This window comes from Pseudomonas segetis (assembly GCF_900188155.1).
GTDB classification, from domain to species: Bacteria; Pseudomonadota; Gammaproteobacteria; order Pseudomonadales; family Pseudomonadaceae; genus Aquipseudomonas; species Aquipseudomonas segetis.
The window spans coordinates 929634-951842 of record NZ_FZOG01000002.1 but is presented as its reverse complement, the minus strand read 5'-3'; the positions used below and the strand labels follow the sequence as shown (position 1 = coordinate 951842).

Here is a 22209-nt window from a genome sequence, read left to right as displayed (position 1 = left end):
GGGCTTTAGTCTTAGGTTTCCGGCAAGAGGCCAGTAGTGGCCTAAAGTTGTGTTGGGCTTTTGGGCGGTAACACTTGGCGCTGGCCGGGGATGATGTGGTGGCAATTTGGTTGCGCGAATGTAACTGATTGTTGCGTATTTTCAGGTGCGTATTGGCTCGGCTTGGCAGGCCGATACAAAAGTTTGATTGTGTCTTGTCGCGTTCACTGCGCAGGAGGCAGCCAGGCTATGCCCATTCATCTTTGCCGTACTGGCGATTCTTATAGCGTTAAAGCCTGAGCGTGGGCGTCGGGTTTGGTTAAAAAATGTGCTATTATCCGCGCCCGTGAAAATCCATGAACCATTCGGTTACCGTCATGCAAGCAGCCAAGCCTCTTTTCGATTATCCAAAATACTGGGCCGAATGTTTCGGACCAGCGCCTTTCCTGCCGATGAGCAGGGAGGAGATGGATCAGCTTGGCTGGGATTCCTGTGACATCATCATCGTCACCGGCGATGCCTATGTTGATCACCCATCGTTCGGCATGGCGATTATTGGCCGTCTGCTCGAAGCCCAGGGTTTCCGTGTCGGGATCATCGCCCAGCCCAACTGGCAGTCCAAAGACGACTTCATGAAGCTCGGCGAGCCGAACCTGTTCTTCGGCGTCGCGGCTGGCAACATGGACTCGATGATCAACCGCTACACCGCGGATAAAAAGATCCGCTCGGACGATGCCTACACCCCCGGCGGCCAGGCGGGCAGCCGTCCAGACCGCGCCAGCCTGGTGTATAGCCAGCGCTGCAAGGAAGCCTACAAGCACGTGCCGATTGTGCTTGGAGGCATTGAAGCCTCGCTGCGTCGTATTGCCCATTACGATTACTGGCAGGACAAGGTTCGCCACTCGATCCTGATTGATGCCTGCGCCGATATCCTGCTGTACGGCAACGCCGAGCGCGCCGTGGTCGAGATCGCCCAGCGTCTGTCCTACGGGCAGAAGATCGAAGATATCAATGACATCCGCGGCACAGCCTTTATTCGCCGTGACACGCCTGAAGGCTGGATGGAGATCGACTCCACACGTATCGACCGACCGGGCAAGATCGACAAGATCATCAACCCTTACGTCAATACCCAGGATACGGCGGCCTGCGCCATCGAGCAGGAAAAAGGCCCGGTTGAAGACCCCAATGAAGCCAAGGTGGTCCAACTGCTGCCGCACCCGCGCCTTGAGCGTGACAAAACCGTGATCCGCTTGCCGTCGTTCGAGAAGGTTCGCGGTGACAGCGTACTCTACGCCCACGCCAATCGCGTGCTGCACCTGGAAACCAACCCGGGCAATGCCCGTGCGCTGGTGCAGCGCCATGGCGATGTTGATGTCTGGTTCAATCCACCACCGATCCCGATGACCACCGAAGAGATGGATTACGTTTTCGGCATGCCCTACGCCCGTGTTCCGCACCCGGCTTACGGCAAGGCAAAGATTCCGGCTTACGAGATGATTCGCTTCTCGGTGAACATCATGCGTGGCTGCTTTGGTGGCTGCACCTTCTGCTCGATCACGGAGCACGAAGGCCGGATCATCCAGAACCGCTCCGAAGAGTCGATTATTCGCGAGATCGAAGAGATCCGCGACAAGGTTCCAGGCTTCACCGGGGTTATTTCTGACCTCGGCGGCCCGACCGCCAATATGTATCGCATTGCCTGCAAGAGCCCGGAAATCGAAGCCGCATGCCGCAAGCCATCGTGCGTGTTTCCCGGCATCTGCGAGAACCTCAATACCGATCACTCATCGCTGATTCAGCTGTACCGTTCTGCCCGCGCCTTGCCGGGCGTGAAGAAGATCCTGATCGCATCCGGCTTGCGTTATGACCTGGCGGTCGAGTCGCCGGAGTACGTTAAGGAACTGGTCACCCATCACGTCGGTGGTTACCTGAAGATCGCGCCGGAGCACACCGAGGAAGGCCCGCTCAATCAGATGATGAAGCCGGGTATCGGCAGCTATGACAAGTTCAAGCGCATGTTCGAGAAGTACTCGAAAGAGGCGGGTAAGGAGCAGTACCTGATTCCTTACTTTATCGCTGCGCACCCGGGCACCACCGATGAAGACATGATGAACCTGGCGCTCTGGCTCAAGGGCAACGGCTTCCGTGCCGACCAGGTTCAGGCCTTCTATCCATCGCCAATGGCGACAGCGACTGCCATGTATCACTCGGGTAAAAACCCGCTGCGCAAGGTGACCTACAAGAGCAATGGCGTAAGCATTGTCAAGAGCGAAGCCCAACGCCGCTTGCACAAGGCCTTCTTGCGTTACCACGATCCGCGTGGCTGGCCGATGCTCAGAGAAGCGCTCGAACGTATGGGCCGCAGCGACCTGATTGGCAATGGCAAGAACCAGCTGATTCCGGCATTCCAGCCAGCGGTTGATGGTTACCAAAGTGCGCGTCGCAAGAACTCGACACCTGCCGGCAGCAAGAAAATCGGCAAGCCGATGTTGACGCAGCACACAGGCTTGCCACCGCGTGCGAGCGACGGTAGCAAACCTTGGGACAAGCGCGAGCAAGCCAAGGCCGCAGCCTTTGCCAAGAATCAGGAAGCCGCCAGAGAGCGCGCCAATGCCAAAAAGGGCAAGGGCAAGAAACCAGTCAAGGCGCCTGCGGTTCCGCGTTGATTGACGCGCAGACCCGAGGGGCACTGCAAGCCAGGCAACAACTGCCTGGCTCTTGGGCTAACCGTGCAAGGCGTTAGTTGCTAGAGGTCGTCATGATCAGATTGGCTGTGGCCAGTGACCTGCCGAGCATTCAAGACTGTGCTGAGCAAGCCTATGCGCGCTATGTGCCGGTGATCGGGCGCAAGCCCGCACCCATGCTCGCCGATTACGCCGCGCAGATTGCCGCGGGTGTCGTCTACGTCGCGACAGATGCAAGCGACAATTTGCTTGGCTTTATTGTGTTCTATGCCAGCGCCGGGCGGCTACTTCTGGAGAACGTAGCCGTCTTGCCCAGTGCTGCGGGGCGTGGCGCGGGCAAGTTGCTGATTGGCTTTTGTGAACAGGCCGGCCGCAAGCTCGCAATTGGTAGCGTGCAGCTTTATACCCATGAGCTTATGGGCGATAACCTGTCAATCTACCCCAGGCTCGGCTATGTACAAGTAGGGCGTCGCACAGAAGACGGCTACAAGCGCGTCTATTTTGAAAAGCGGCTCTGAATAGCTATCCGAGGCCTCTATCAAATCCAGCGAAGCCCGCATTTGCATGCTCAGGCCTGCCTCGCACAATACATCAGCCGTAACGCTTCTGTGCCTCAATTGCCAGTCCATTGCCGATACTGCCGAAGTTATTGCCTTCGACATGGCGTGCGTTGGGCAGCATGGCCGCAACACTCTGGCGCAGCGCCGGAATGCTGCTGGAGCCGCCAGTGAAGAACACAGTATCGACATCGGCAACACCGACGCCAGCGCTGCTCAGCAACTCACTGACGCTGGCGCGAATACGTTCAAGCAGCGGCTCGATAGAGCTGTCAAACAGCTCGCGGCTCAGCTCTGCAACCAAGCCAGGCTCGACGCGCTTGAGGTCAATTGGCCGCACATCTTTTTCGGTCAGCTCGATCTTGCTGTCTTCAACCTGCATGGCTAGCCAATGGCCGGCGCGTTGTTCGATCAGCTTGAACAGGCGATCGATACCCGTTGGATCGACGATGTCGTAACGCATGCTTTTCAGCGAAAGCTGGGATTTTTGCGCGTACACCGCGTTGATCGTGTGCCAGGTCGCCAGGTTGAGGTGAAAGCTGGTTGGCATCAAGGCATCGCTTTTCATGCGGCTGCCGTAACCGAACAGGGGCATGACGCCTTGCAGGCTCAGTTGTTTGTCGAAGTCGGTGCCGCCGATGTGTACGCCGCCGGTGGCCAGAATATCCTCATGGCGTTCGGCAACGGCACGGCGCTCGGGAGACAGGCGTACCAGTGAGAAGTCGGAAGTACCACCGCCGATGTCGACGATCAAGACGAGCTCTTCCTTGCCAATGGTGCTTTCGTAGTCGAACGCGGCGGCAATGGGTTCGTACTGGAAGGAAACGTCCTTGAATCCCAGCTTGTGGGCAACGGCGACCAGGGTATTTTGTGCTTCCTGGTCGGCAACAGGGTCATCGTCGACAAAAAATACCGGGCGACCGAGCACCACTTCTTCAAAGGGGCGATCAGCAACGGTTTCGGCGCGACTTTTCAGTTCGCCAATAAAGAAACCCAGCAAGTCCTTGAAGGGCAACGCACTGCCGAGCACCGTGGTTTCACTCTTCAGGAGCTTTGAGCCCAGCAGGCTTTTCAGGGAGCGCATCAAGCGTCCCTCGTAACCTTCCAGGTATTCGTGCAAGGCCAGTCGGCCGTAAACCGGGCGACGTTCCTCGAAGTTAAAGAAAATAACCGAGGGCAGGGTGATCTTGCCATCTTCGAGCTCAATCAAGGCGTCAACGCCTGGGCGCTGCCAGCCGACGGTTGAGTTGGATGTGCCGAAGTCGATGCCGCAGGCGCGGGCTGGAGTAGAAAAAGACATGCTGCGCGCTGTTCCTGAAAAACGGCCGCGCATTCTATGCGAGCTGGCGCACGAATGCTCCCCATGTGTTGCGCTTTGCGACAAATGAAGGGAAGTGGGCTAGCCGAGGTTCAGGGTAATTACGGCCAAAATGCCGTAGCGCGCGACTTTGGCGAGGGTGACCAGCAATAGAAAGCGCCACAACGGCTCACGCATGATCCCGGCGACCAGGGTCAGTGGGTCGCCAATAACCGGCGCCCAGCTGAGCAGCAGGCTCCAGCGGCCGTAGCGTGCATAAAAGTCCTGGGCGCGCTCAAGCTGCTGTGGCTTGACCGGAAACCAGCGACGCCTGCTGAAGTGTTCAATGTAGCAGCCGAGCCACCAGTTGATCAGCGAACCGAGAACATTGCCCACGCTGGCTGCCAGTAGCAGCAGTCCTGTCGAGTAGTCATGGCTGAGCAACAGGCCAACCAACAGGGCTTCAGACTGCAGCGGCAGCAAGGTCGCCGCCCCCAGGGCCGAGAGAAATAACCCCAGGTAAACCGAAAGTGTCAGCACGCAGGCGCGACTCGTCGCTTTACTGGCACGGGCTCAGCCATGCCAGGGCGCAAGCCGTCATGCTCGTTGTTGGGGCTCAGGGCTGCTTGTCTTGCTCAGCCTGGTGCATGATTTCTTCCAGTTTCAGGCCGGTCAGGCCATGGATAGTGCGCCACAGGTAATAGAAGATCGCCATCATCATGATCATCGACGGGATCGCGATCATTGGATAGCTCAGCAGCGTCAGACGGCCCAGTTCATCGTTGAAGGCTTCGCTGCCTGCCGGGCTGACAACGATCCAGCGCGCCAGGATGTAGTTCATCACCGATGAGAAAAAGAAGGTGGCGCTGAGCAAGTAGGTGGCCTTGAGCAGGCGGGCTTCAAACTGCTGGGTGTTGCCGCCTTCATCGAGCCGCTGCTGAATCTTGTCGACATTGAGTATGGTCTTGTTGAACAGCATGGTACGAATCAGGGGGTAGCGTGTGCGTGTCGACACGAGTACGGCGATACCAATTACGCCGGGTACCGCGGCTTCCTTGATCGCCAGCCACTGGTTGTTCAGGTGCAACAGGCCAATGCCGCCAGTCAGCAAGACACTGACCAGCCCCAGCAGCGCAATGAAATTGAATTTGCGGTACTTGATCAGCTCGAACGCGCCCCAGCCAATGGGGAATGCCAATGCCAGCATCAAGGCACCGTCCGGGCCGAGACGTGTTTCACCGCTGAGCTTCATCAGTACCAATGACGGTATGACGATGCTGACAAGCAAATCGATGAGCGGGCGAGGTTTGTGTTTAGGCGTTGTGGCTTCTGTAGTGTCGATCATATCTGTCATGGTGCTGGGTTGAAGGGCGATCATCGCCTGCTTGAGCCTTCGAGGCTAGTCCGATTGTCGGTTCAAGTGTGTGATTTTTGTTCCGCCTGTTAGCAAAGCGTGCGATTTGCGCTGAAAGTTGTGCCCAATTGAGTCGTGTTAGGGTCTATAGATCGTTTTTTGCACGCATTGATAAACTGCGCTGTGTGAGGCATTTGCTAAGCAAACACCAAGCGTTGGCCGATAACATTGCGATCAATGTAATGTACGGGCCTGTTTGGGCGTCTACTGGACGAGGCTTTGAGCGTTGGGGGTCAATGACCGCCATCATAATTGTGAGTACAGGGGGCGGGCTTGATGCGTTCATTGCAGCAGAAATGTGTCGCCGTGCTGCTGAGTCTGTTAACGACCAGCGCCGGTGCGGCCATACGCCTGTATACCGAAGAGGCTGCACCGCTGGCTTTTACCGAAGACAATCAGCTACGCGGAATGTCGGTAGAGATTGCGCGCGAGTTGATTTCACGTACTGGCAGCCATGATGCGGTGATAAAGATCAGGCCCTGGGCACGCGGCTACTATAAAGCCTTGCATGAGCCCAATACCGCGATTTTCTCAACGGTGCGTACCCCTGAGCGCGAAAAACTGTTCCAATGGGTGGGGCCGATCCTGGTCGGCACAACCAGCTTCTACTCGCTGAAATCGCGCCACTTGACGTTCAATAGCCTGCTTGATGCCAAGGCGAGCGGGCCGTTGGCTGTACCCAAGAAGTGGTACACCTATGATGCGCTGAGTGAGTTGGGCTTTGAAAATCTATACGGCGTCAGCACCCCAAAGAATATGGTGACCATGTTGAAACATGGCCGGGTTAAGCTGATTGCCACTCAGGATGTCACGCTCAAGGACGAACTGGCCACGGGTGGTCTGAAAGTTGCTGAGGTGCAGAGCCATGTGCCTTTTATGCAATCGGCCTATTACATTGCCTTTTCGTTAAAGACAGACCCGAAAATTGTCGCGACCTGGCAACGGGCCTTTGATGATATGCGCCATGACGGCAGTTTCTCAGCCATTTTGAAGCACTGGTTACCCGATGCCGATCCTCGGCAAAGTGCGCCACCTGTGCAGCCCTGATCCTGCCCAGTACGGAACGTGGCGAAAGCGAGCGTCGTTTCACTATCAGTTTTTGGAAAATTCAGTCTATGCCAATCATGCAACGTGCTTCCCACCATGAGTTGCGCAGCGCTTTTCGCGCTTTGCTCGCCACAGAGAGTTGTTTTCATACTGCTTCGGTTTTTGATCCGATGTCAGCCCGCATCGCAGCCGACCTGGGTTTTGAAGTGGGTATCCTCGGCGGTTCGGTTGCCTCATTGCAGGTCATCGCCGCACCAGATTTTGCCTTGATTACCCTCAGCGAATTTGTCGAGCAGGCCACCCGTATTGGCCGTGTCAGTCGCTTGCCGGTCATAGCCGATGCCGACCACGGTTATGGCAACGCGCTCAATGTCATGCGTACCGTGGTTGAACTGGAACGAGCCGGCATAGCCGCGCTGACCATCGAGGATACCTTGTTGCCTGCTCAGTTCGGGCGTAAGTCAACGGACTTGATCAGTGTCGCCGAAGGCGTCGGCAAGATTCGTGCGGCGCTTGAGGCGCGGGTTGACCCCGACCTGGCGATCATCGCCCGGACCCATGCTGGCGTGCTCAGCATTGACGAAGTGATCAGCCGCACCCTGGCCTATCAACAAGCTGGAGCTGACGGCATCTGCATCGTGGGTATCGAGGATTTCGAGCACCTTGAGAAAATTGCCGAGCACCTGAGCGTGCCATTGATGCTGGTGACTTACGGCAACCCGAAGCTGCGTGATGATGCACGCCTGGCCAAGCTGGGCGTGCGTATCGTGGTGAATGGCCACGCCGCCTATTTTGCTGCGATCAAGGCTACCTACGATTGCCTGCGTGAACAGCGTGGGGCCGTTGCCTCTGAGCTGAGCGCCTCGGAGCTGGCGCTCAAGTACACCCTGCCCGAAGAGTACATTGTCTGGGCTGAAGAGTTCATGGACGTCAAGGAGTAACCCGGGCGACGACCTGCCCTTGCCAATTACTCGGGATTGGTATCCTAATGAACCAGGGGTATTTATCCGGAGGTTCCCATGGCGGGCGGCTGGGCAAGTGATGGTGCGGTACAGGAGCAGATCGACAGCAGTATCGAGGATGCCGTCGCGCGGGCGCGCAGCCAGTTACCGCGGGGCGAAAGCCTGCACCACTGCGAAGAGTGCGATGCACCTATCCCGCAAGCGAGGCGTGAGGCCATCAAGGGGGTGCGCCTGTGCGTGGCCTGCCAGGCGGCCGAAGACAAAGCCAACGCAGCCGGCGCGGGCTACAACCGCCGCGCCAGCAAGGACAGCCAGTTGCGCTAGCACGCCTGTTGATGACCTGGAACAAGGCCCGCAATTGCGGGCCTTGTTGTTTTTGTCGCGTCAAACAAGCCGCAGCGCTTCCTAGAACAGAAAGTACCGTTGGGCCATTGGCAGGGTTTGCGCAGGCTCACACCAGAGCAGCTGGCCGTCGGCCTTTACTTGGTAGTTCTGCGCATCGACCTCGATATCTGGCAGGTAGTCATTGTGGATCAGGTCGGTTTTCTTGACCTCGCGACAGCCTTTTACCACCGCGATCTGTTTCTTTAAGCCCAACTGCTCGGGGACCCCGGCCGCCATCGCGGCCTGGCTGATAAAGGTCAGGCAGGTTGCATGGCGAGAACCGCCGTAACTGGCGAACATGGGGCGGTAATGAACGGGTTGCGGCGTTGGGATCGAGGCGTTTGCGTCGCCCATCAAGCTGGCGGCAATTGCCCCGCCCTTGAGAATCAAGCTGGGTTTGACGCCGAAGAACGCCGGGCGCCAAAGCACCAGGTCTGCCCATTTGCCGACTTCGATCGAGCCGACTTCATGGCTGATGCCGTGGGTGATCGCCGGGTTGATGGTGTACTTGGCGATATAGCGCTTGATACGGAAGTTGTCGTTGCCCTCGCCGTCACCCGGCAAGGCGCCGCGCTGTTGTTTCATCTTGTCGGCCGTCTGCCAGGTGCGGGTGATGACCTCGCCGACGCGGCCCATGGCCTGGCTGTCCGAGCTGATCATCGAGAAGGCGCCCAGGTCATGCAGGATATCTTCGGCGGCGATGGTTTCACGGCGAATGCGGCTTTCCGCGAACGCTACGTCCTCGGCAATGCTTGGGTCCAGGTGATGGCAAACCATAAGCATATCGAGGTGTTCATCGATGGTGTTCATGGTGAAGGGCCGGGTCGGGTTGGTCGAGCTGGGCAGCACGTTGGGGAAGCCGCAGGCCTTGATAATGTCCGGTGCATGGCCGCCACCGGCGCCTTCGGTGTGGTAGGTGTGAATGGTGCGGTCCTTGAAAGCGCCAAGGGTGGTTTCGACGAAGCCCGACTCATTCAGTGTGTCGGTATGGATGGCTACCTGCACGTCGTACTGGTCGGCAACGCTCAGGCAATTGTCGATAGCCGCTGGCGTGGTGCCCCAGTCTTCATGCAGCTTGAGGCCAATGGCCCCGGCTTTGACTTGCTCGACCAGCGGCTCCGGCAGGCTGGCGTTGCCTTTGCCGGTGAAACCCATGTTCATCGGGAAGGCATCGGCCGCCTGCAGCATGCGCGCCATGTGCCAGGGGCCAGAAGTGCAGGTCGTGGCGTTGGTGCCGGTTGCCGGGCCGGTGCCGCCACCAATCATGGTGGTCACGCCGCTCATCAAGGCTTCTTCAATCTGCTGTGGGCAGATGAAGTGAATATGGGTGTCGATGCCGCCGGCGGTGAGGATCATGCCTTCGCCCGCAATGACTTCAGTGCCCGCGCCGACGGCGATGGTTACATCCGGCTGGATATCGGCGTTGCCACCTTTACCGATGGCCGCGATCCGTCCGTCCTTGATGCCGACATCGGCCTTGACCACGCCCCAGTGGTCGATGATCAATGCGTTGGTGATCAGGGTATCGACGACATCCCTGGCGCAGAGTTGACCCTGGCCCATGCCGTCGCGAATGACCTTGCCGCCGCCGAACTTTACTTCCTCACCGTAATGGGTGAAATCCTTCTCGACCTCGACCCAGAGTTCGGTATCGGCCAGGCGTACCTTGTCGCCAACGGTCGGGCCATACATGTCTGCGTAGGCTTGTCTGCTGATTTTCATTGAATATGTCCTGTGTCAGGCTGGCGTATCAAAGGTCACCCATAATTCGTCCGGCAAAACCGAACACGCGGCGCTCTCCAGCCAGGTCAACCAACTCCACCTGGCGCGACTGGCCCGGTTCGAAGCGCACAGCGGTGCCAGCCGGAATATTCAGGCGCATGCCTCGGGCTGCCGTGCGGTCGAAGGTCAGAGCATCGTTGGCTTCGAAGAAGTGATAGTGCGAACCCACCTGAATCGGGCGGTCGCCGCTGTTGGCTACGTCAAGGGTGATGGTGCGCCGGCCTACGTTGAGTTCGATGTCGCCGGGCAGGACCTGGTATTCACCTGGAATCATGCGGGTTGTCCCATGGTTTTGAAATAAATGGCCGTCGGTGAATAACTACCGTCGGGGCTTTGGCAATAGTTGGGCAGCTCACCGACCCGCTGGTAGCCCTGGCTGCGGTAGAAAGCTTCGGCGGTCGAGCCTGCCTCGGTATCGAGATAGAGCAGGCCGCGCCTTTGCTTGATGGCTTCTTGTTCAACCGCACGCATCAGTTGCTGGCCCAGGCCATGGCGGCGGACCTGGTGCAAAACCAATAGCTTTTGCACTTCGGCGCGATTGCGACCATTGGCCTTTTGGCATAACTCGAGCTGTACGCTGGCCAGCACCTGTTCGTTGTCTACGACCACCCAAAGCAGCAGGTTGCCAGCATTGACGCCAGCTTGGACAAGGCTCATGTAGTCGCATGCCTGGTCTTCGCTCAGGTCCGCCAGGAAACCGACCGATGCGCCGTGCCTGACGGCATCGAACAGCAGTTCAACCAGGCCCGGGCGATAGTGGGCAAAGCTTTCGGGGTGTACGCGACGTAGTTGGGCCCTGCTCATTCGGCGTTACTCCTTGTCGTCGTCCTGTTCGTCCGCGTTCAGGTTGAGCTGCATGAATGTCAGGTCTAGCCAGCGGTCGAACTTGCGTCCCACCTGGGGCATCTGCCCGGTGGTGATGAATCCCAGCTGTTTGTGCAGGCGAATCGAAGCGCGGTTTTCGCTCTCGATCGCCGCGACCATCACATGCAGGTTGGCGCTGCGTGCGCGCTCAATCAGCGCTTTCATCAGCGCCGGACCTATGCCCAGGCCGCGTTGGTCGGCGCAAACGTACACCGAGTGCTCAACGGTGTGTTTGAACCCCTCGATACTGCGCCAGGTGCCATAGGTGGCGTAGCCAACCAGGCGTCCCGTGCTGTTGCGGGCAGCAAGCACGGGGAAACCCGCAGCCAGGCGCTCGCGTAGCCAGAGGCGCCGGTTTTCCAAGTCCACCATCGTTTCATTCCAGATGGCGGTGCTGTTGAGCACGGCATCGTTATAAATCGCCAGCAACTCGGGCAGGTCTTGTTCAGTGGCGTTGTCGATATTCACGGCAAACTCCTCGATGCAGCGTCCAGTCAGGCAATGGGCTGGTGCACGGTGACCAGTTTGGTCCCATCTGGAAAAGTCGCCTCGACCTGAATCTCCGGGATCATTTCCGGTATGCCTTCCATGACCTGGTCGCGGCTGAGCAGGGTGGTGCCGAAGTGCATCAACTCAGCGACTGTCTGACCGTCGCGCGCGCCTTCGAGCAGCGCTGCGGAAATCAAGGCAATGGCTTCCGGGTAGTTAAGCTTGACCCCGCGTGCCAAGCGGCGCTCGGCCACCAGCCCGGCAGTGAAAATCAGCAGTTTGTCTTTTTCCCGTGGACTTAAATCCATCTGTGCATCTCCAGGCTGGACGCGAAAAAGCGTCGAAAATTAGGTGTTCCAGATTCTTGGTGGTACGGCTTCACGGCCAAGTACCGCAGGGCGCAGAAGTTGCCACAGCTGGATCAGCCAGGCACGAGCATGCAGGGCCTCGCGGGCCAGGCAGCGAGCGACCAATATGCCTGGCAACTGGCTGAGGTCGCCGCGTAGCTCCAGCCTGTTGTCTGCTGCCAGTTCGCGGCATTGCTCAAGCAACTCAGGGGCAATCTCGGCGCTGAGCAGCAAGGTGGCGAACACCGGATAGCCATCCAGGCCGATCGGCGAGTCGAGCAAGCCGTCATCGCCGACTACGCGTTGACGCTCATGCCAGAGCAACTCGCCATCGCGGCGGATATTCAGTTCGGCCTGAAAGTGGCCAAGATCGAAGCGTTCATCACTGGCCGGGCGTCCCAGGGCGACTATGTCCCAGTAAAATAGTTTGCCATCGCCAATCAGCTCAATGTCGCTGACCAGCTCGGCCTGGGCGGCGCTGTATACGATGGTTTCCTGCGGCATCCATTCCAGTGTCGCACCGGCTTCAACCCGTATATTCAATTGCTGATAAGCCGGGCCAGCGGCGCGATACCATTTGGCGGCGCCGGGACTGGTTAATTGTGCCCATGCGTTCTCGCCGAGGTTGATGTCGATATCCAGGCGATCGCCTCCGGCGATGCCTCCCGGCGGGTGGACAATAATGTGCTGGCACACTTTCGGGCCTTCGGCGTACAGGTGTTTCTGCACCCGCAACGGGCCTTTGTGGCGGCGCATGACCGGCCTTGTCGTGTCGGTGTCGTGGGCATAGCCAAGCTCCAGCTCGGCGTGCCAGCTGGGCGTGAAAATGCCTTGGGTAATTGGTGCATTCATAAGGCGCTGACTATTCAGACTCGAGTTAAGCGTATGGGCTAGTTTGGGTGCTGCTCGCGGCTTTTAAAAGCCCGAAACCTTAAATCGCCACCAAGCCTCTTACGCCGTCTGCCTCCATGGTTTCACCGCGCCCTTGCTGGATGATTTCGCCCCGCGACATCACCAGATACTGATCGGCCAGCTCAGCGGCAAAGTCGTAGAACTGCTCGACCAACAGGATCGCCATGTCGCCACGCTCAGCCAGTTTCTTGATCACCACGCCGATCTCCTTGATCACCGATGGCTGGATACCTTCAGTCGGCTCATCGAGTATCAGCAGGCGTGGTTGGCTGGCCAGGGCACGGCCGATAGCCAGTTGCTGTTGCTGCCCGCCAGACAGGTCGCCACCGCGGCGCAGCTTCATCTCCTTGAGTACCGGAAACAGCTCATAAATAAACCCGGGCACTTCCTTGGCCTGGCTGCCGGGAAAGCGCGAAAGGCCCATCAACAGGTTTTCTTCTACGGTGAGTCGGCCGAATATTTCACGTCCTTGCGGCACGTAGGCAATGCCGGCATGCACACGCTGGTGCGGCTTGAAGCCGGTGATAGCCTGGTCTTCCCAGTTGATGTCGCCCTGCCTGGCGGGGATCAGGCCCATCAGGCATTTGAGCAAGGTGGTTTTACCGACGCCATTGCGCCCCAACAGGCAGGTGACTTCGCCGATCCTGGCCTCGAACGACAAGCCCCGCAGAATGTGGCTGCCGCCGTAGTACTGGTGCAATTGTTGAACTTGCAACATGGGATATTCCTTGCTTGAGCATATTTGCGGATGCTGAGGCGCTCATCCAGACACAATTACTTATGGGGTTTAGCGGCCAAGATAAACTTCGATCACGCGCTCATCGGCCTGCACATCATTAAGCGAACCTTCGGCAAGCACGCTGCCTTGATGCAGGACGGTGACGTGATCGGCGATTGAGCCGACAAAGCCCATGTCGTGCTCAACCACCATCAATGAGTGCTTGCGCGCCAGGGACTTGAACAACTCGGCGGTGAATTCGGTCTCGGCGTCGGTCATCCCCGCGACAGGCTCATCAAGCAGCAACAGTTGCGGGTCCTGCACCAGCAGCATGCCGATTTCAAGGAACTGCTTCTGGCCATGGGAGAGCAAGCCTGCCTGGCGCTCACGCGAGCCTTCCAGGCGAATGGTTTCGAGCACCTCGTCAATCCGCTCGCGTTGCTCGCCACTGAGTTTGGCGCGCAAACTGGCCCATACCGATTTATTGGTCTTCTGCGCCAGTTCGAGGTTTTCGAACACGCTTAGCGCCTCGAATACTGTTGGTTTCTGGAACTTGCGGCCAATGCCGGATTGGGCGATCTCGACCTCGCTCATGCGGGTCAGGTCCAGGGTTTCACCGAAGTAGGCACTGCCGTTATCCGGGCGGGTTTTACCGGTAATGACATCCATCATGGTGGTCTTGCCAGCGCCATTGGGGCCGATAATGCAGCGCAACTCGCCAACGCCGATGTACAGGTTGAGGTTGGTCAGGGCTTTAAAGCCATCGAAGCTGACATTGATATCTTCCAGCGTCAGTATGGTGCCGTGGCGAACGTTAAGGCCTTTCTCCGCCAGGCGCCCGGCACCGATTGCATCGCGGGCGCTGCCGAGCGGATCATGGATGGGTTCGAGCATGGCCTCAGGGATGGGTGTGGCTCTCATTGTTTTTCCCCTCTTTTGAGCAGGCCGATGATGCCGTGCGGCAAGTACAGGGTGATCAGGATAAACAGCGCGCCGAGTGCGAACAGCCAGTACTCGGGGAATGCCACGGTGAACCAGCTCTTCATGCCATTGACCACTCCGGCGCCGAGCAACGGGCCGATCAGGGTGCCGCGACCGCCCAGGGCCACCCATACCGCCGCCTCGATCGAGTTGGTTGGTGACATTTCGCTGGGGTTGATGATGCCGACCTGTGGAACATAGAGCGCCCCGGCCAAGCCACACAACACCGCCGACAGCACCCAGATAAACAGCTTGTAGCCGCGCGGGTCGTAGCCGCAGAACATCAAGCGGTTTTCCGCATCGCGCAGGGCTGTCAGCACCCGGCCAAACTTGCTCCTGGCCAGCTTCCAGCCGAGCAGCAAGCTGGCAACCAACAGGATGACCGTGGCTAGAAACAACGCGGCGCGGGTCGCGGGCGCTGTGATATCAAAGCCGAGAATACGCTTGAAGTCGGTGAAGCCGTTGTTGCCACCAAAGCCGGTTTCATTACGAAAGAACAGCAGCATGCCGGCGAAGGTCAGCGCTTGGGTCATGATCGAGAAGTACACGCCCTTGATCCGCGAACGGAAGGCGAAGAATCCGAAAACCAAGGCCAGCAAGCCGGGGGCCAACACCACCAGGCACAAGGCCCAGATGAAGTGATCGGTTCCCACCCAGTACCAAGGCAGTTCTTTCCAGGCGAGAAAGCTCATGAAGGCTGGCAAACCATCACCGGCGGATTGGCGCATCAGGTACATGCCCATGGCGTAGCCACCCAGCGCAAAGAACAAACCGTGGCCCAGTGAAAGCAATCCGGCATAGCCCCAGACGAGGTCCAGGGCCAGGGCGACAATGGCGTAGCACAGGATCTTGCCGACCAGGGTCAAGGTATAGGCGTTGACATGAAATGCACTGTCGGCGGGCGTCAGGTGCAGCAGCGGCAGGGCGATCAACAGGGCCAGGACGACAGCGCCCACGGCAATTGACAGCCTCGGGCCAAGCTTGGCGCTGGTACGTGCCAGCAGGGTTTGATTCAGGGGCATAGTCATTAATCGATTACCCGTCCTTTAAGTGCAAACAAGCCTTGCGGGCGTTTCTGGATAAACAGGATGATCAAGGCAAGGATGAGGATCTTGCCGAGGACAGCGCCGATCTGCGGTTCAAGAATCTTGTTGGCGATGCCCAGGCCAAACGCCGCCGTGACACTGCCGGCCAGCTGGCCCACACCGCCCAGAACCACCACCAGGAAAGAGTCGATGATGTAGCTCTGGCCAAGGTCAGGGCCGACGTTGCCAATCTGGCTCAGGGCCACGCCACCAAGGCCGGCAATGCCCGAGCCGAGGCCAAAGGCGAGCATGTCCACACGTCCGGTCGGCACGCCGCAGCACGCCGCCATGTTGCGGTTCTGGGTGACGGCGCGAACGTTGAGGCCCAATCGGGTCTTGTTCAGCAGCAGCCAGGTCAGAACCACCACGAACAAGGCAAAGGCGATGATCACGATGCGGTTGTAGGGCAGCACCAGGTTTGGCAGCACCTGGATACCACCAGACAGCCAGTAAGGGTTGGCCACCTCGACGTTTTGCGCGCCGAAAAGCACCCGCACCAATTGAATCAGGATCAGGCTGATCCCCCAGGTTGCCAGCAGGGTTTCCAGTGGCCGCCCGTACAGGTGGCGGATGACCGTACGCTCCAGGGCCATGCCGATTGCGGCGGTGACGAAGAAGGCCACGGGCAGCGCAACCAGCGGATACAGGGCGATTGCTTCAGGGGCGAAGCGCTGGAACATGACCTGCACCATGTAGGTCGAGTAGGCACCCAGCATCAGCATCTCGCCGTGGGCCATATTGATCACGCCGAGCAGGCCGAAGGTGATTGCAAGGCCCAGCGCTGCGAGCAGCAAGATCGAACCGAGGCTCATGCCACTGAAAGCCTGGCCGAGCAGTTCGCCAATCATCAAGCGCCGTTTGACTTGCGCCAGGCTGGTTTCAGCGGCGGTGCGCACCGCAGCATCGGTTTCGTTGCTGTCGGCGAGCAGTCTTTCCAGGCGTACACGGGCCAGCGGTTGGCCGGTTTCACCCAACAGGCGCACAGCCGCCAGACGCACCTGAGGGTCGCTGTCAATCAACTGCAGGCTGGCGAGGGCCAGTGACAATGCTTCGCTGACATCGGCATCATCTTCCTGGGCCAGGCGTTCATTGAGCAGTTGCAACTGCGCTGGCTTGGCGCTTTTCTGCAGTTCTTGTGCGGCTAGCAGGCGAACGGCCGGGTCGGTGGAAAATAATTGGTGACTGGCCATGGTGATGGCGATCAGGCCGCGCAGGCGGTTGTTCAAACGCAGTTTGCGCAGCTTGCCGACGGGTTCCAGATCACCGCCTTCGGCAGCTTGGTAGCCTGTGTCGGTCTTGTAGAAGGGGGTCTTGTTGCTATCGGCTTCAACACGGCCGTTTTGCAGCGATTCAAGCAATGGCAGGCGAGCAGCATCGGGTGCAGCCGCCCAGGCTTGCAGCAGCTTGGCCTGTTTCGAGGAGTTGGCGGCGCTGAAATCAGCAGCGTCTCCCGCGTAACTGCTCGACCATTGAAAGCAGAGCAATAGCGCGAATAAAAGCCGGTAAAGGGCAGTGGTCATCATGCAGTTCCCTGTTAAAGCACCACCTCTCTTGATGGAGGTTTTGGCGTGACCAGCGCTTGGCTGGCAAGCCAGGCGCTGGGCGTATTAACGCTGGCGGCCCTGGAGCGAGCCGCCAGTCCTCTACTCGGATTTAACGGCGTAGTCCGGCTTCTTGTCGTTACCCTCGATATAAGGGCTCCAAGGCTGGGCGCGGATTGGGCTGTCGGTCTGCCAGACCACATCAAACTGACCGTTGTCCTGAATCTCGCCAATCATCACCGGCTTGTGCAGGTGATGGTTGGTTTTATCCATGGTCAGGGTGAAGCCCGATGGCGCGGCGAAGGTTTGCCCGGCCATGGCGTCACGAACTTTATCCACATCAGTGGTTCCGGCTTTTTCAACCGCCTGGGCCCACATGTTGATGCCCACGTAGGTGGCTTCCATTGGGTCATTGGTGACGGCTTTGTCAGCGCCCGGCAGGTTCTTGGCCTTGGCGTAGGCTTTCCATTTTTTGACGAAGTCTTCGTTGACCGGGTTTTCAACCGATTCAAAGTAGTTCCAGGCCGCCAGCTGGCCGACCAGAGGTTTGGTGTCTATGCCACGCAGCTCTTCTTCGCCCACCGAGAAGGCAATGACCGGGACGTCAGTGGCTTCGATGCCCTGGTTGGCCAGTTCTTTGTAGAAAGGCACGTTGGAGTCGCCATTGACCGTTGAGATAACCGCTGTTTTACCGCCAGCCGAGAACTTCTTGATGTTGGCAACAATGGTTTGGTAGTCGCTGTGGCCGAATGGGGTGTAGACCTCTTCAATGTCTTTGTCGGCCACGCCTTTGCTGTGCAGGAAGGCACGCAGGATCTTGTTGGTGGTGCGTGGGTAGACGTAGTCGGTGCCCAGCAGGAAGAAGCGCTTGGCGCTGCCGCCATCTTCGCTCATCAGGTATTCAACAGCTGGAATTGCCTGTTGGTTTGGCGCTGCGCCGGTGTAGAACACATTGGGCGAGAGCTCTTCACCCTCGTACTGAACCGGATAGAACAGCAAGCCATTGAGTTCTTCGTAGACCGGCAGCACCGATTTGCGCGAGACCGAGGTCCAGCAGCCAAAGGTCACAGCGACTTTGTCCTGGGTCAGCAGTTGACGGCCTTTTTCAGCAAACAGCGGCCAGTTCGATGCTGGATCCACCACCACAGGTTCCAGTTGCTTGCCGAGTACGCCGCCCTTGGCGTTGATCTCGTCGATGGTCATCAGCGCCATGTCTTTCAGAGAGGTTTCTGAAATGGCCATGGTGCCGGAGAGCGAGTGGAGAATGCCGACCTTGATGGTATCGGCTGCGTGTGCACTGAACGGGAATAGACCGCTGAGAAGCAAGGCACTTGCGGCAAGTGTTGTTTTCAGGAAAGGACGGCGTTTCATTCTTATGGCTCCATGCGCAGCTGTTGGAAGAGACTTTGAGTCTTGATTCCAATGGCAGCATCCGTGCCAAACAATGTAACTTGCTGTTTTTAAAGTGTTTTACTTGTGTTTTAGACTACTGCTAGCTTTGTTGTTGCGCTGCAATGGTGCGTGAATGGCCGAGACAAACACTCGACAGACGGTCGCGCACCGGATTAGGGCATCAGGTAGTTCTTGACCCCGGTAAAGATGATTTGTGCGGCCAATGCGCAGACAAAAAGCCCCATCAGGCGGCTGACTATCTGCAGGCCCTGGTCGCCCAGCAAGCGCTCGAACTGGTTGGACAAGTAGAGCACTACGCCAACGGTAACGCTGGCCAGGGCGATGCCCAGGATGGCGATGATCTTGTCGGCCCAATGCGGTTGGCTGGCGCCCATCAACAGCAGCGCACCTATGGTTCCGGGGCCGACAGTCAGGGGTATGGTCAGCGGCACTATGGTCACGTCCTGCTGCACGTTATCGGTCTGCACCGCTGATTTCCCCTGGGCCATGCCCAGCGCCGAAATAAACAACACGCTGCCGGCGCCAATCCGGAATGCATCGATGGTGATGCCAAACAAGGTGAAAATGTATTTGCCGAACAGGTACAGCAATACACTGGCCACGAGAACGCCGGTGGCGACTTTATACGCCAGTTTCTTGCGCTCCTTGATGGTGTAGCCACGGCTCAAGCCAATAAAGCACGACAACACGAAGAAGGGGCTGTAGAGCACAAGGAGCTTGAGGTACAGGCTGAATAAGTCGGACGCCATTATCGGGCTCTTAACTGCAAAAATGGTTGATGGGCGAGCGTATTGGCTCAGGCCGGGTGTAGAGTCTTGCCCTGTGATGGCGCATATGATCGGCGATCGAGCAGCCGATCTCCAGTCTTGATGAGGGGCGAGCCCCTGGATTGTGGATCAAGGGGCTGTGCTATTGCGTGCCGAGCGCTGGTCTATCCAGTAATTGATCAGTTCACGCAGTTGCGAAAGCTCTACGGGTTTGGACATGTGCCCATCCATGCCAGCCTGGCGCGCACGTTCTTTGTGCTCGCTGAGAATATGGGCGGTGAGCGCAACCACAGGGGTGCGAGGATGGTGTCCGGCTGCCTCCCAGGCGCGCAGCAGTTCGGTGGCTGAAAAACCATCGAGTACTGGCATCTCGCAATCCATCAGCACCAGGTCATAACGTTTCGACTTGATCGCCTGCAGGGCTTCCTCGCCATTGCTGGCAGTGTCTGGCTCCAGGTTGAGCTTGCCGAGCATGCCGCGAATGACCTTGGTGGAAATGGTGTTGTCTTCGGCAACCAGGATCTGGAAGTCGGCAGGTGGCTTATAGGTCGAAGCCTTGCCTGACGCGGACTGCAACGGCTTGTCATCGCGGCGGTGGGTCAACTCATCCGCCAGGGTTGCTTTCAATGTGTAGCCGGCAACCGGCTTGGCCAGAATACGCTTGATCCCGGCGTTGCGGGCAATGATCTTGCTCGGCATGTTGCTGATCCCGGTGAGCATGATCAGCAATATGTCGCGATTCAAACTTGGGTCTTCCTTGATTTTCGCCGCCAGCTGCATGCCGTTCATGCCGGGCATTTCCTGGTCAAGCAAGACCACATCAAAGTATTCGCCCATATGCACTTTGCTACGCAATAACGCCAGCGCTTCCTTGCCTGAGGGTACAGCGCTGACATTGAGTCCCCATGCACTGCATTGTTGCAGCAGTACCTTGCGGCAGGTCTCGTTGTCATCGACGATCAACAGCCGGGCATCTTGCAACGGGCTGTCGAGGTCGGCGGTAGGCTGCTCAAGAAGCTTGCTGTCGATTGGCACGCTCAACCACAAGGTCGAGCCCTGGCTGCTGCCGTTCTGGATGCCGAACTCGCCATCCATCAAGCGGATCAGTTGCCGGGCGATGATCAGTCCCAGGCGCCCGCCAAGTTTGGTTGCCGCCAGGAAGTCCTTGCTGTGCAGTTCGGCATGCAGCAATGCATTGCGTTCGCTCGGGGCCATTGGCTTGCCGCTGTCTTGCACCGCAAGGCGCAGGCGCGGTTTGCCGCCGCTGCTCTCAAGCGCTGCGATCAACAGGATCTCGCCTTCGTCGGTTTGCTTGAAGGCATTGTCCAACAGGCTCAACAGGGCCTGGCGTATGCGCGTCGGATCGCCGCTGATCACACGCGGGACCTGGGGTTGGATAAAACTGATCAGCTCGACTTTTTGCTGCTCGGCTTTGGCGCGGAATATGTCCAGGCAGTCTTCGATCAATGCATTCAAGTCGAACTGTACGTCGTCCAGTTCAATTTGCCCGGACTCGAGCTTGGAGATATCGAGGATCTCGTTGATCAAGCTAAGCAGCTCATTGCCAGAGCTGTGGATCGTTTGCACATAGTCGCGTTGCTTGGTTGAAAGCGGGGTGCCAAGTAGCAATTCGGTCATGCCCAGGACCCCATTCATCGGGGTGCGAATTTCATGGCTGATCTTGGCCAGAAATTCGCCTTTGGCCTTGAGCTCGGCTGAACTGGCTGCCAACTCACGGCTTGAGCTGAATCGCTCGTGGGTGATGCGTCGTTGTCTTTCACTGATGGCAAGGCACAGCACGCTGCTGCTGATGATTATGGTGAGCAGGAAGCTGTAGCCAAGCCAATCCGAGGGCATCGGCCAGATGCCAATGTGGATGGGCAGTGATGCGATGCAGGCTGCGCAGAGGATGGCAATCGAGACGAAAAATAACCGCGCCGGTGCATACCCGCTGCGCCACTGGTGCAGTGCAACCAGCAAAATACTCAGGCCACAAAGGCCTGAAGCGATATAGAGCAACAGGGAAAACGACATGAACGTGGTGGTCAGCGTGGCGGCACACAGGCCAGCGACCACAATGAATTCCGTGACTATCAGGCGCTTGAGGAAAGGATAGGACGGGCCGTCACGGAAGAAACTCCAGGTCAGAGCCAGCGAACAGAGCAGCGCGGCCAGCATCGACAGGTTGGCCGCCAGCGCCTGGTAGCGCTGCAGGCTATTAACCCCGTCGCTGGTGATGCCGAGCAAGGTACAGGCGGCAAACAACAGGAACAGATTGGTTGCGAAGAGCCATAGGTTGGAGAGCTCGCGGCTCAGCCAATAGCGCACCAGGTTGTACAGTGCGAGCATGAAGATACAGCCCAATAAAATGCCATACAGCAGGGGCCGGTTTTCATTGGCGGCAATGTCTTGGGCGTTGGCCATCGATATGGCAGGGCGCAGCATCTGGGGAGAGGCCAGGCGCAGGTAAACGTCGATAGGTTTATCGACAATAGGCAGTGGCAACAAAAAGTCTCGACTTCTCAACGGCCGGCTCGACAGCGGTAGCTTGTTGCCGGTGCGGACATGGTCGAGCAGCTTTTCGCCATCCATTACATAGAGGTCTAGGTAAGAGAGATAGGGCGCGAAGATTCTGATCAGGATCTGCTGGTTGCTCGGCTCAAGCCGGTAATGCAGCCACGCGGCGGTATTGCCGCCGCTGGTCAGCAGGTCGCTGATATCGACAGGTGCGAACTGGGTACTGTGTTGCGGGGAGCGGATGTCACTGAGCTGCAGTTCGCCGCTGGAGTCGTTGAGGATCGACCACTTGGCGCTTGCTGCGGCATGGGCAGGCAGGTGCAGGAAAACTGTCAGCAGTAAGCCGATTAGCAGTTTGGTGGCAGTCCCGAGCCGATGCACAGTGAATTCCCTTCGAAAGTTAGTTGAAGGATTATAGGGTAATAGATTAATGGGCAAACATGACAAAGACGGCCAATTGGACGCC

Annotated in this window: 21 protein-coding genes; 5 read left to right on the top strand and 16 right to left on the bottom strand. The window is 58.1% G+C overall.

Annotation, left to right across the window (positions count from 1 at the left end):
- The first annotated feature begins 356 nt into the window (after window positions 1–356).
- Both CHB79_RS10265 and CHB79_RS10260 read left to right on the top strand, forming a co-directional pair.
- A complete protein-coding gene (locus CHB79_RS10265) occupies window positions 357–2648 on the top strand; it encodes a YgiQ family radical SAM protein (RefSeq protein ID WP_089359974.1) in 2292 nt (763 codons plus the stop codon).
- A gap of 92 nt (window positions 2649–2740) precedes the next feature.
- Window positions 2741–3184: a GNAT family N-acetyltransferase gene (locus CHB79_RS10260; RefSeq protein ID WP_089359778.1), complete on the top strand. Its 444-nt coding sequence runs from the start codon at window positions 2741–2743 to the stop codon at window positions 3182–3184.
- A gap of 73 nt (window positions 3185–3257) precedes the next feature.
- Here CHB79_RS10260 and CHB79_RS10255 read toward each other — a convergent pair whose 3' ends face one another.
- From CHB79_RS10255 to CHB79_RS10245, 3 genes are all read right to left on the bottom strand, one after another.
- Window positions 3258–4523, bottom strand: a complete 1266-nt coding sequence (locus CHB79_RS10255; RefSeq protein ID WP_089359777.1) for an Hsp70 family protein — start codon at window positions 4521–4523, stop codon at window positions 3258–3260.
- A 99-nt stretch (window positions 4524–4622) separates the two neighbouring features.
- Entirely contained in the window at window positions 4623–5060 is a 438-nt protein-coding gene (locus CHB79_RS10250; RefSeq protein ID WP_089359776.1) for a YqaA family protein, read from the bottom strand.
- Window positions 5061–5136: 76 nt separating this feature from the next.
- Window positions 5137–5865: a VC0807 family protein gene (locus CHB79_RS10245; protein ID WP_089359973.1), complete on the bottom strand. Its 729-nt coding sequence runs from the start codon at window positions 5863–5865 to the stop codon at window positions 5137–5139.
- Window positions 5866–6210: 345 nt separating this feature from the next.
- On the opposite strand from CHB79_RS10245, the gene CHB79_RS10240 reads away from it, so the two are divergent.
- The 3 genes from CHB79_RS10240 to CHB79_RS10230 all read left to right on the top strand — a co-directional run bounded on the left by CHB79_RS10240 (window position 6211) and on the right by CHB79_RS10230 (window position 8267).
- On the top strand, window positions 6211–6981 hold the full coding sequence (locus CHB79_RS10240) for a substrate-binding periplasmic protein (RefSeq protein ID WP_089359775.1): 771 nt from the start codon (window positions 6211–6213) through the stop codon (window positions 6979–6981).
- Window positions 6982–7058: 77 nt separating this feature from the next.
- Window positions 7059–7922, top strand: a complete 864-nt coding sequence (locus tag CHB79_RS10235) for an isocitrate lyase/PEP mutase family protein (RefSeq protein ID WP_010488314.1) — start codon at window positions 7059–7061, stop codon at window positions 7920–7922.
- Between the two features lie 78 nt (window positions 7923–8000).
- Window positions 8001–8267, top strand: coding sequence for a DksA/TraR family C4-type zinc finger protein (locus tag CHB79_RS10230; RefSeq protein WP_010488312.1), 267 nt, complete (start codon window positions 8001–8003; stop codon window positions 8265–8267).
- Between the two features lie 81 nt (window positions 8268–8348).
- Here CHB79_RS10230 and ureC read toward each other — a convergent pair whose 3' ends face one another.
- From ureC to CHB79_RS10165, 13 genes are all read right to left on the bottom strand, one after another.
- Window positions 8349–10049 (bottom strand): urease subunit alpha, encoded by a 1701-nt coding sequence (ureC, locus tag CHB79_RS10225; RefSeq protein ID WP_089359774.1) that lies wholly within the window; start codon window positions 10047–10049, stop codon window positions 8349–8351.
- A gap of 28 nt (window positions 10050–10077) precedes the next feature.
- Window positions 10078–10383, bottom strand: a complete 306-nt coding sequence (locus CHB79_RS10220) for an urease subunit beta (RefSeq protein WP_089359773.1) — start codon at window positions 10381–10383, stop codon at window positions 10078–10080.
- The gene (locus CHB79_RS10215; RefSeq protein ID WP_089359772.1) at window positions 10380–10913 is read right to left on the bottom strand and encodes a GNAT family N-acetyltransferase; all 534 of its coding nucleotides are present in this window, start codon (window positions 10911–10913) and stop codon (window positions 10380–10382) included. The genes CHB79_RS10220 and CHB79_RS10215 overlap by 4 nt, the downstream gene beginning before the upstream one ends.
- 6 nt (window positions 10914–10919) lie before the next feature.
- Window positions 10920–11441: a GNAT family N-acetyltransferase gene (locus CHB79_RS10210; protein ID WP_089359771.1), complete on the bottom strand. Its 522-nt coding sequence runs from the start codon at window positions 11439–11441 to the stop codon at window positions 10920–10922.
- 26 nt (window positions 11442–11467) lie between these two features.
- On the bottom strand, window positions 11468–11770 hold the full coding sequence (gene ureA / locus CHB79_RS10205) for an urease subunit gamma (protein WP_010488306.1): 303 nt from the start codon (window positions 11768–11770) through the stop codon (window positions 11468–11470).
- Window positions 11771–11809: 39 nt separating this feature from the next.
- The gene (locus CHB79_RS10200) at window positions 11810–12661 is read right to left on the bottom strand and encodes an urease accessory protein UreD (protein WP_089359770.1); all 852 of its coding nucleotides are present in this window, start codon (window positions 12659–12661) and stop codon (window positions 11810–11812) included.
- Between the two features lie 79 nt (window positions 12662–12740).
- Window positions 12741–13439: an urea ABC transporter ATP-binding subunit UrtE gene (gene urtE, locus CHB79_RS10195; RefSeq protein ID WP_089359769.1), complete on the bottom strand. Its 699-nt coding sequence runs from the start codon at window positions 13437–13439 to the stop codon at window positions 12741–12743.
- 69 nt (window positions 13440–13508) lie between these two features.
- On the bottom strand, window positions 13509–14360 hold the full coding sequence (urtD, locus tag CHB79_RS10190) for an urea ABC transporter ATP-binding protein UrtD (protein WP_089359768.1): 852 nt from the start codon (window positions 14358–14360) through the stop codon (window positions 13509–13511).
- Entirely contained in the window at window positions 14357–15448 is a 1092-nt protein-coding gene (urtC, locus tag CHB79_RS10185) for an urea ABC transporter permease subunit UrtC (protein ID WP_425439591.1), read from the bottom strand. Before urtC ends, urtD begins: the two co-directional genes overlap by 4 nt.
- Window positions 15448–17025: an urea ABC transporter permease subunit UrtB gene (gene urtB, locus CHB79_RS10180; protein WP_089359971.1), complete on the bottom strand. Its 1578-nt coding sequence runs from the start codon at window positions 17023–17025 to the stop codon at window positions 15448–15450. Before urtB ends, urtC begins: the two co-directional genes overlap by 1 nt.
- A gap of 123 nt (window positions 17026–17148) precedes the next feature.
- Window positions 17149–18417 carry an urea ABC transporter substrate-binding protein gene (gene urtA / locus CHB79_RS10175; RefSeq protein WP_089359767.1) on the bottom strand — a complete coding sequence of 423 codons (1269 nt, stop codon included), beginning with the start codon at window positions 18415–18417 and terminating at the stop codon, window positions 17149–17151.
- Window positions 18418–18611: 194 nt separating this feature from the next.
- Window positions 18612–19208: a MarC family protein gene (locus CHB79_RS10170; RefSeq protein ID WP_089359766.1), complete on the bottom strand. Its 597-nt coding sequence runs from the start codon at window positions 19206–19208 to the stop codon at window positions 18612–18614.
- Window positions 19209–19355: 147 nt separating this feature from the next.
- Entirely contained in the window at window positions 19356–22124 is a 2769-nt protein-coding gene (locus CHB79_RS10165; protein WP_245851423.1) for a hybrid sensor histidine kinase/response regulator, read from the bottom strand.
- Window positions 22125–22209 lie beyond the last annotated feature (85 nt).

Excerpts from the sequence above, each read along its gene's own strand:
- CHB79_RS10200 (WP_089359770.1), bottom strand. The coding sequence starts at position 12,661 with ATGAATGCACCAATTACCCAAGGCATTTTCACGCCCAGCTGGCACGCC.
- ureA (WP_010488306.1), bottom strand. The coding sequence starts at position 11,770 with ATGGATTTAAGTCCACGGGAAAAAGACAAACTGCTGATTTTCACTGCC.
- CHB79_RS10255 (WP_089359777.1), bottom strand. The coding sequence starts at position 4,523 with ATGTCTTTTTCTACTCCAGCCCGCGCCTGCGGCATCGACTTCGGCACA.
- urtC (WP_425439591.1), bottom strand. The coding sequence starts at position 15,448 with ATGACTATGCCCCTGAATCAAACCCTGCTGGCACGTACCAGCGCCAAG.
- urtD (WP_089359768.1), bottom strand. The coding sequence starts at position 14,360 with ATGAGAGCCACACCCATCCCTGAGGCCATGCTCGAACCCATCCATGAT.
- urtB (WP_089359971.1), bottom strand. The coding sequence starts at position 17,025 with ATGACCACTGCCCTTTACCGGCTTTTATTCGCGCTATTGCTCTGCTTT.
- ureC (WP_089359774.1), bottom strand. The coding sequence starts at position 10,049 with ATGAAAATCAGCAGACAAGCCTACGCAGACATGTATGGCCCGACCGTT.
- urtE (WP_089359769.1), bottom strand. The coding sequence starts at position 13,439 with ATGTTGCAAGTTCAACAATTGCACCAGTACTACGGCGGCAGCCACATT.
- CHB79_RS10240 (WP_089359775.1), top strand. The coding sequence starts at position 6,211 with ATGCGTTCATTGCAGCAGAAATGTGTCGCCGTGCTGCTGAGTCTGTTA.
- CHB79_RS10260 (WP_089359778.1), top strand. The coding sequence starts at position 2,741 with ATGATCAGATTGGCTGTGGCCAGTGACCTGCCGAGCATTCAAGACTGT.
- CHB79_RS10245 (WP_089359973.1), bottom strand. The coding sequence starts at position 5,865 with ATGATCGACACTACAGAAGCCACAACGCCTAAACACAAACCTCGCCCG.
- CHB79_RS10235 (WP_010488314.1), top strand. The coding sequence starts at position 7,059 with ATGCAACGTGCTTCCCACCATGAGTTGCGCAGCGCTTTTCGCGCTTTG.
- CHB79_RS10170 (WP_089359766.1), bottom strand. The coding sequence starts at position 19,208 with ATGGCGTCCGACTTATTCAGCCTGTACCTCAAGCTCCTTGTGCTCTAC.
- CHB79_RS10230 (WP_010488312.1), top strand. The coding sequence starts at position 8,001 with ATGGCGGGCGGCTGGGCAAGTGATGGTGCGGTACAGGAGCAGATCGAC.
- CHB79_RS10215 (WP_089359772.1), bottom strand. The coding sequence starts at position 10,913 with ATGAGCAGGGCCCAACTACGTCGCGTACACCCCGAAAGCTTTGCCCAC.
- urtA (WP_089359767.1), bottom strand. The coding sequence starts at position 18,417 with ATGAAACGCCGTCCTTTCCTGAAAACAACACTTGCCGCAAGTGCCTTG.
- CHB79_RS10220 (WP_089359773.1), bottom strand. The coding sequence starts at position 10,383 with ATGATTCCAGGTGAATACCAGGTCCTGCCCGGCGACATCGAACTCAAC.
- CHB79_RS10265 (WP_089359974.1), top strand. The coding sequence starts at position 357 with ATGCAAGCAGCCAAGCCTCTTTTCGATTATCCAAAATACTGGGCCGAA.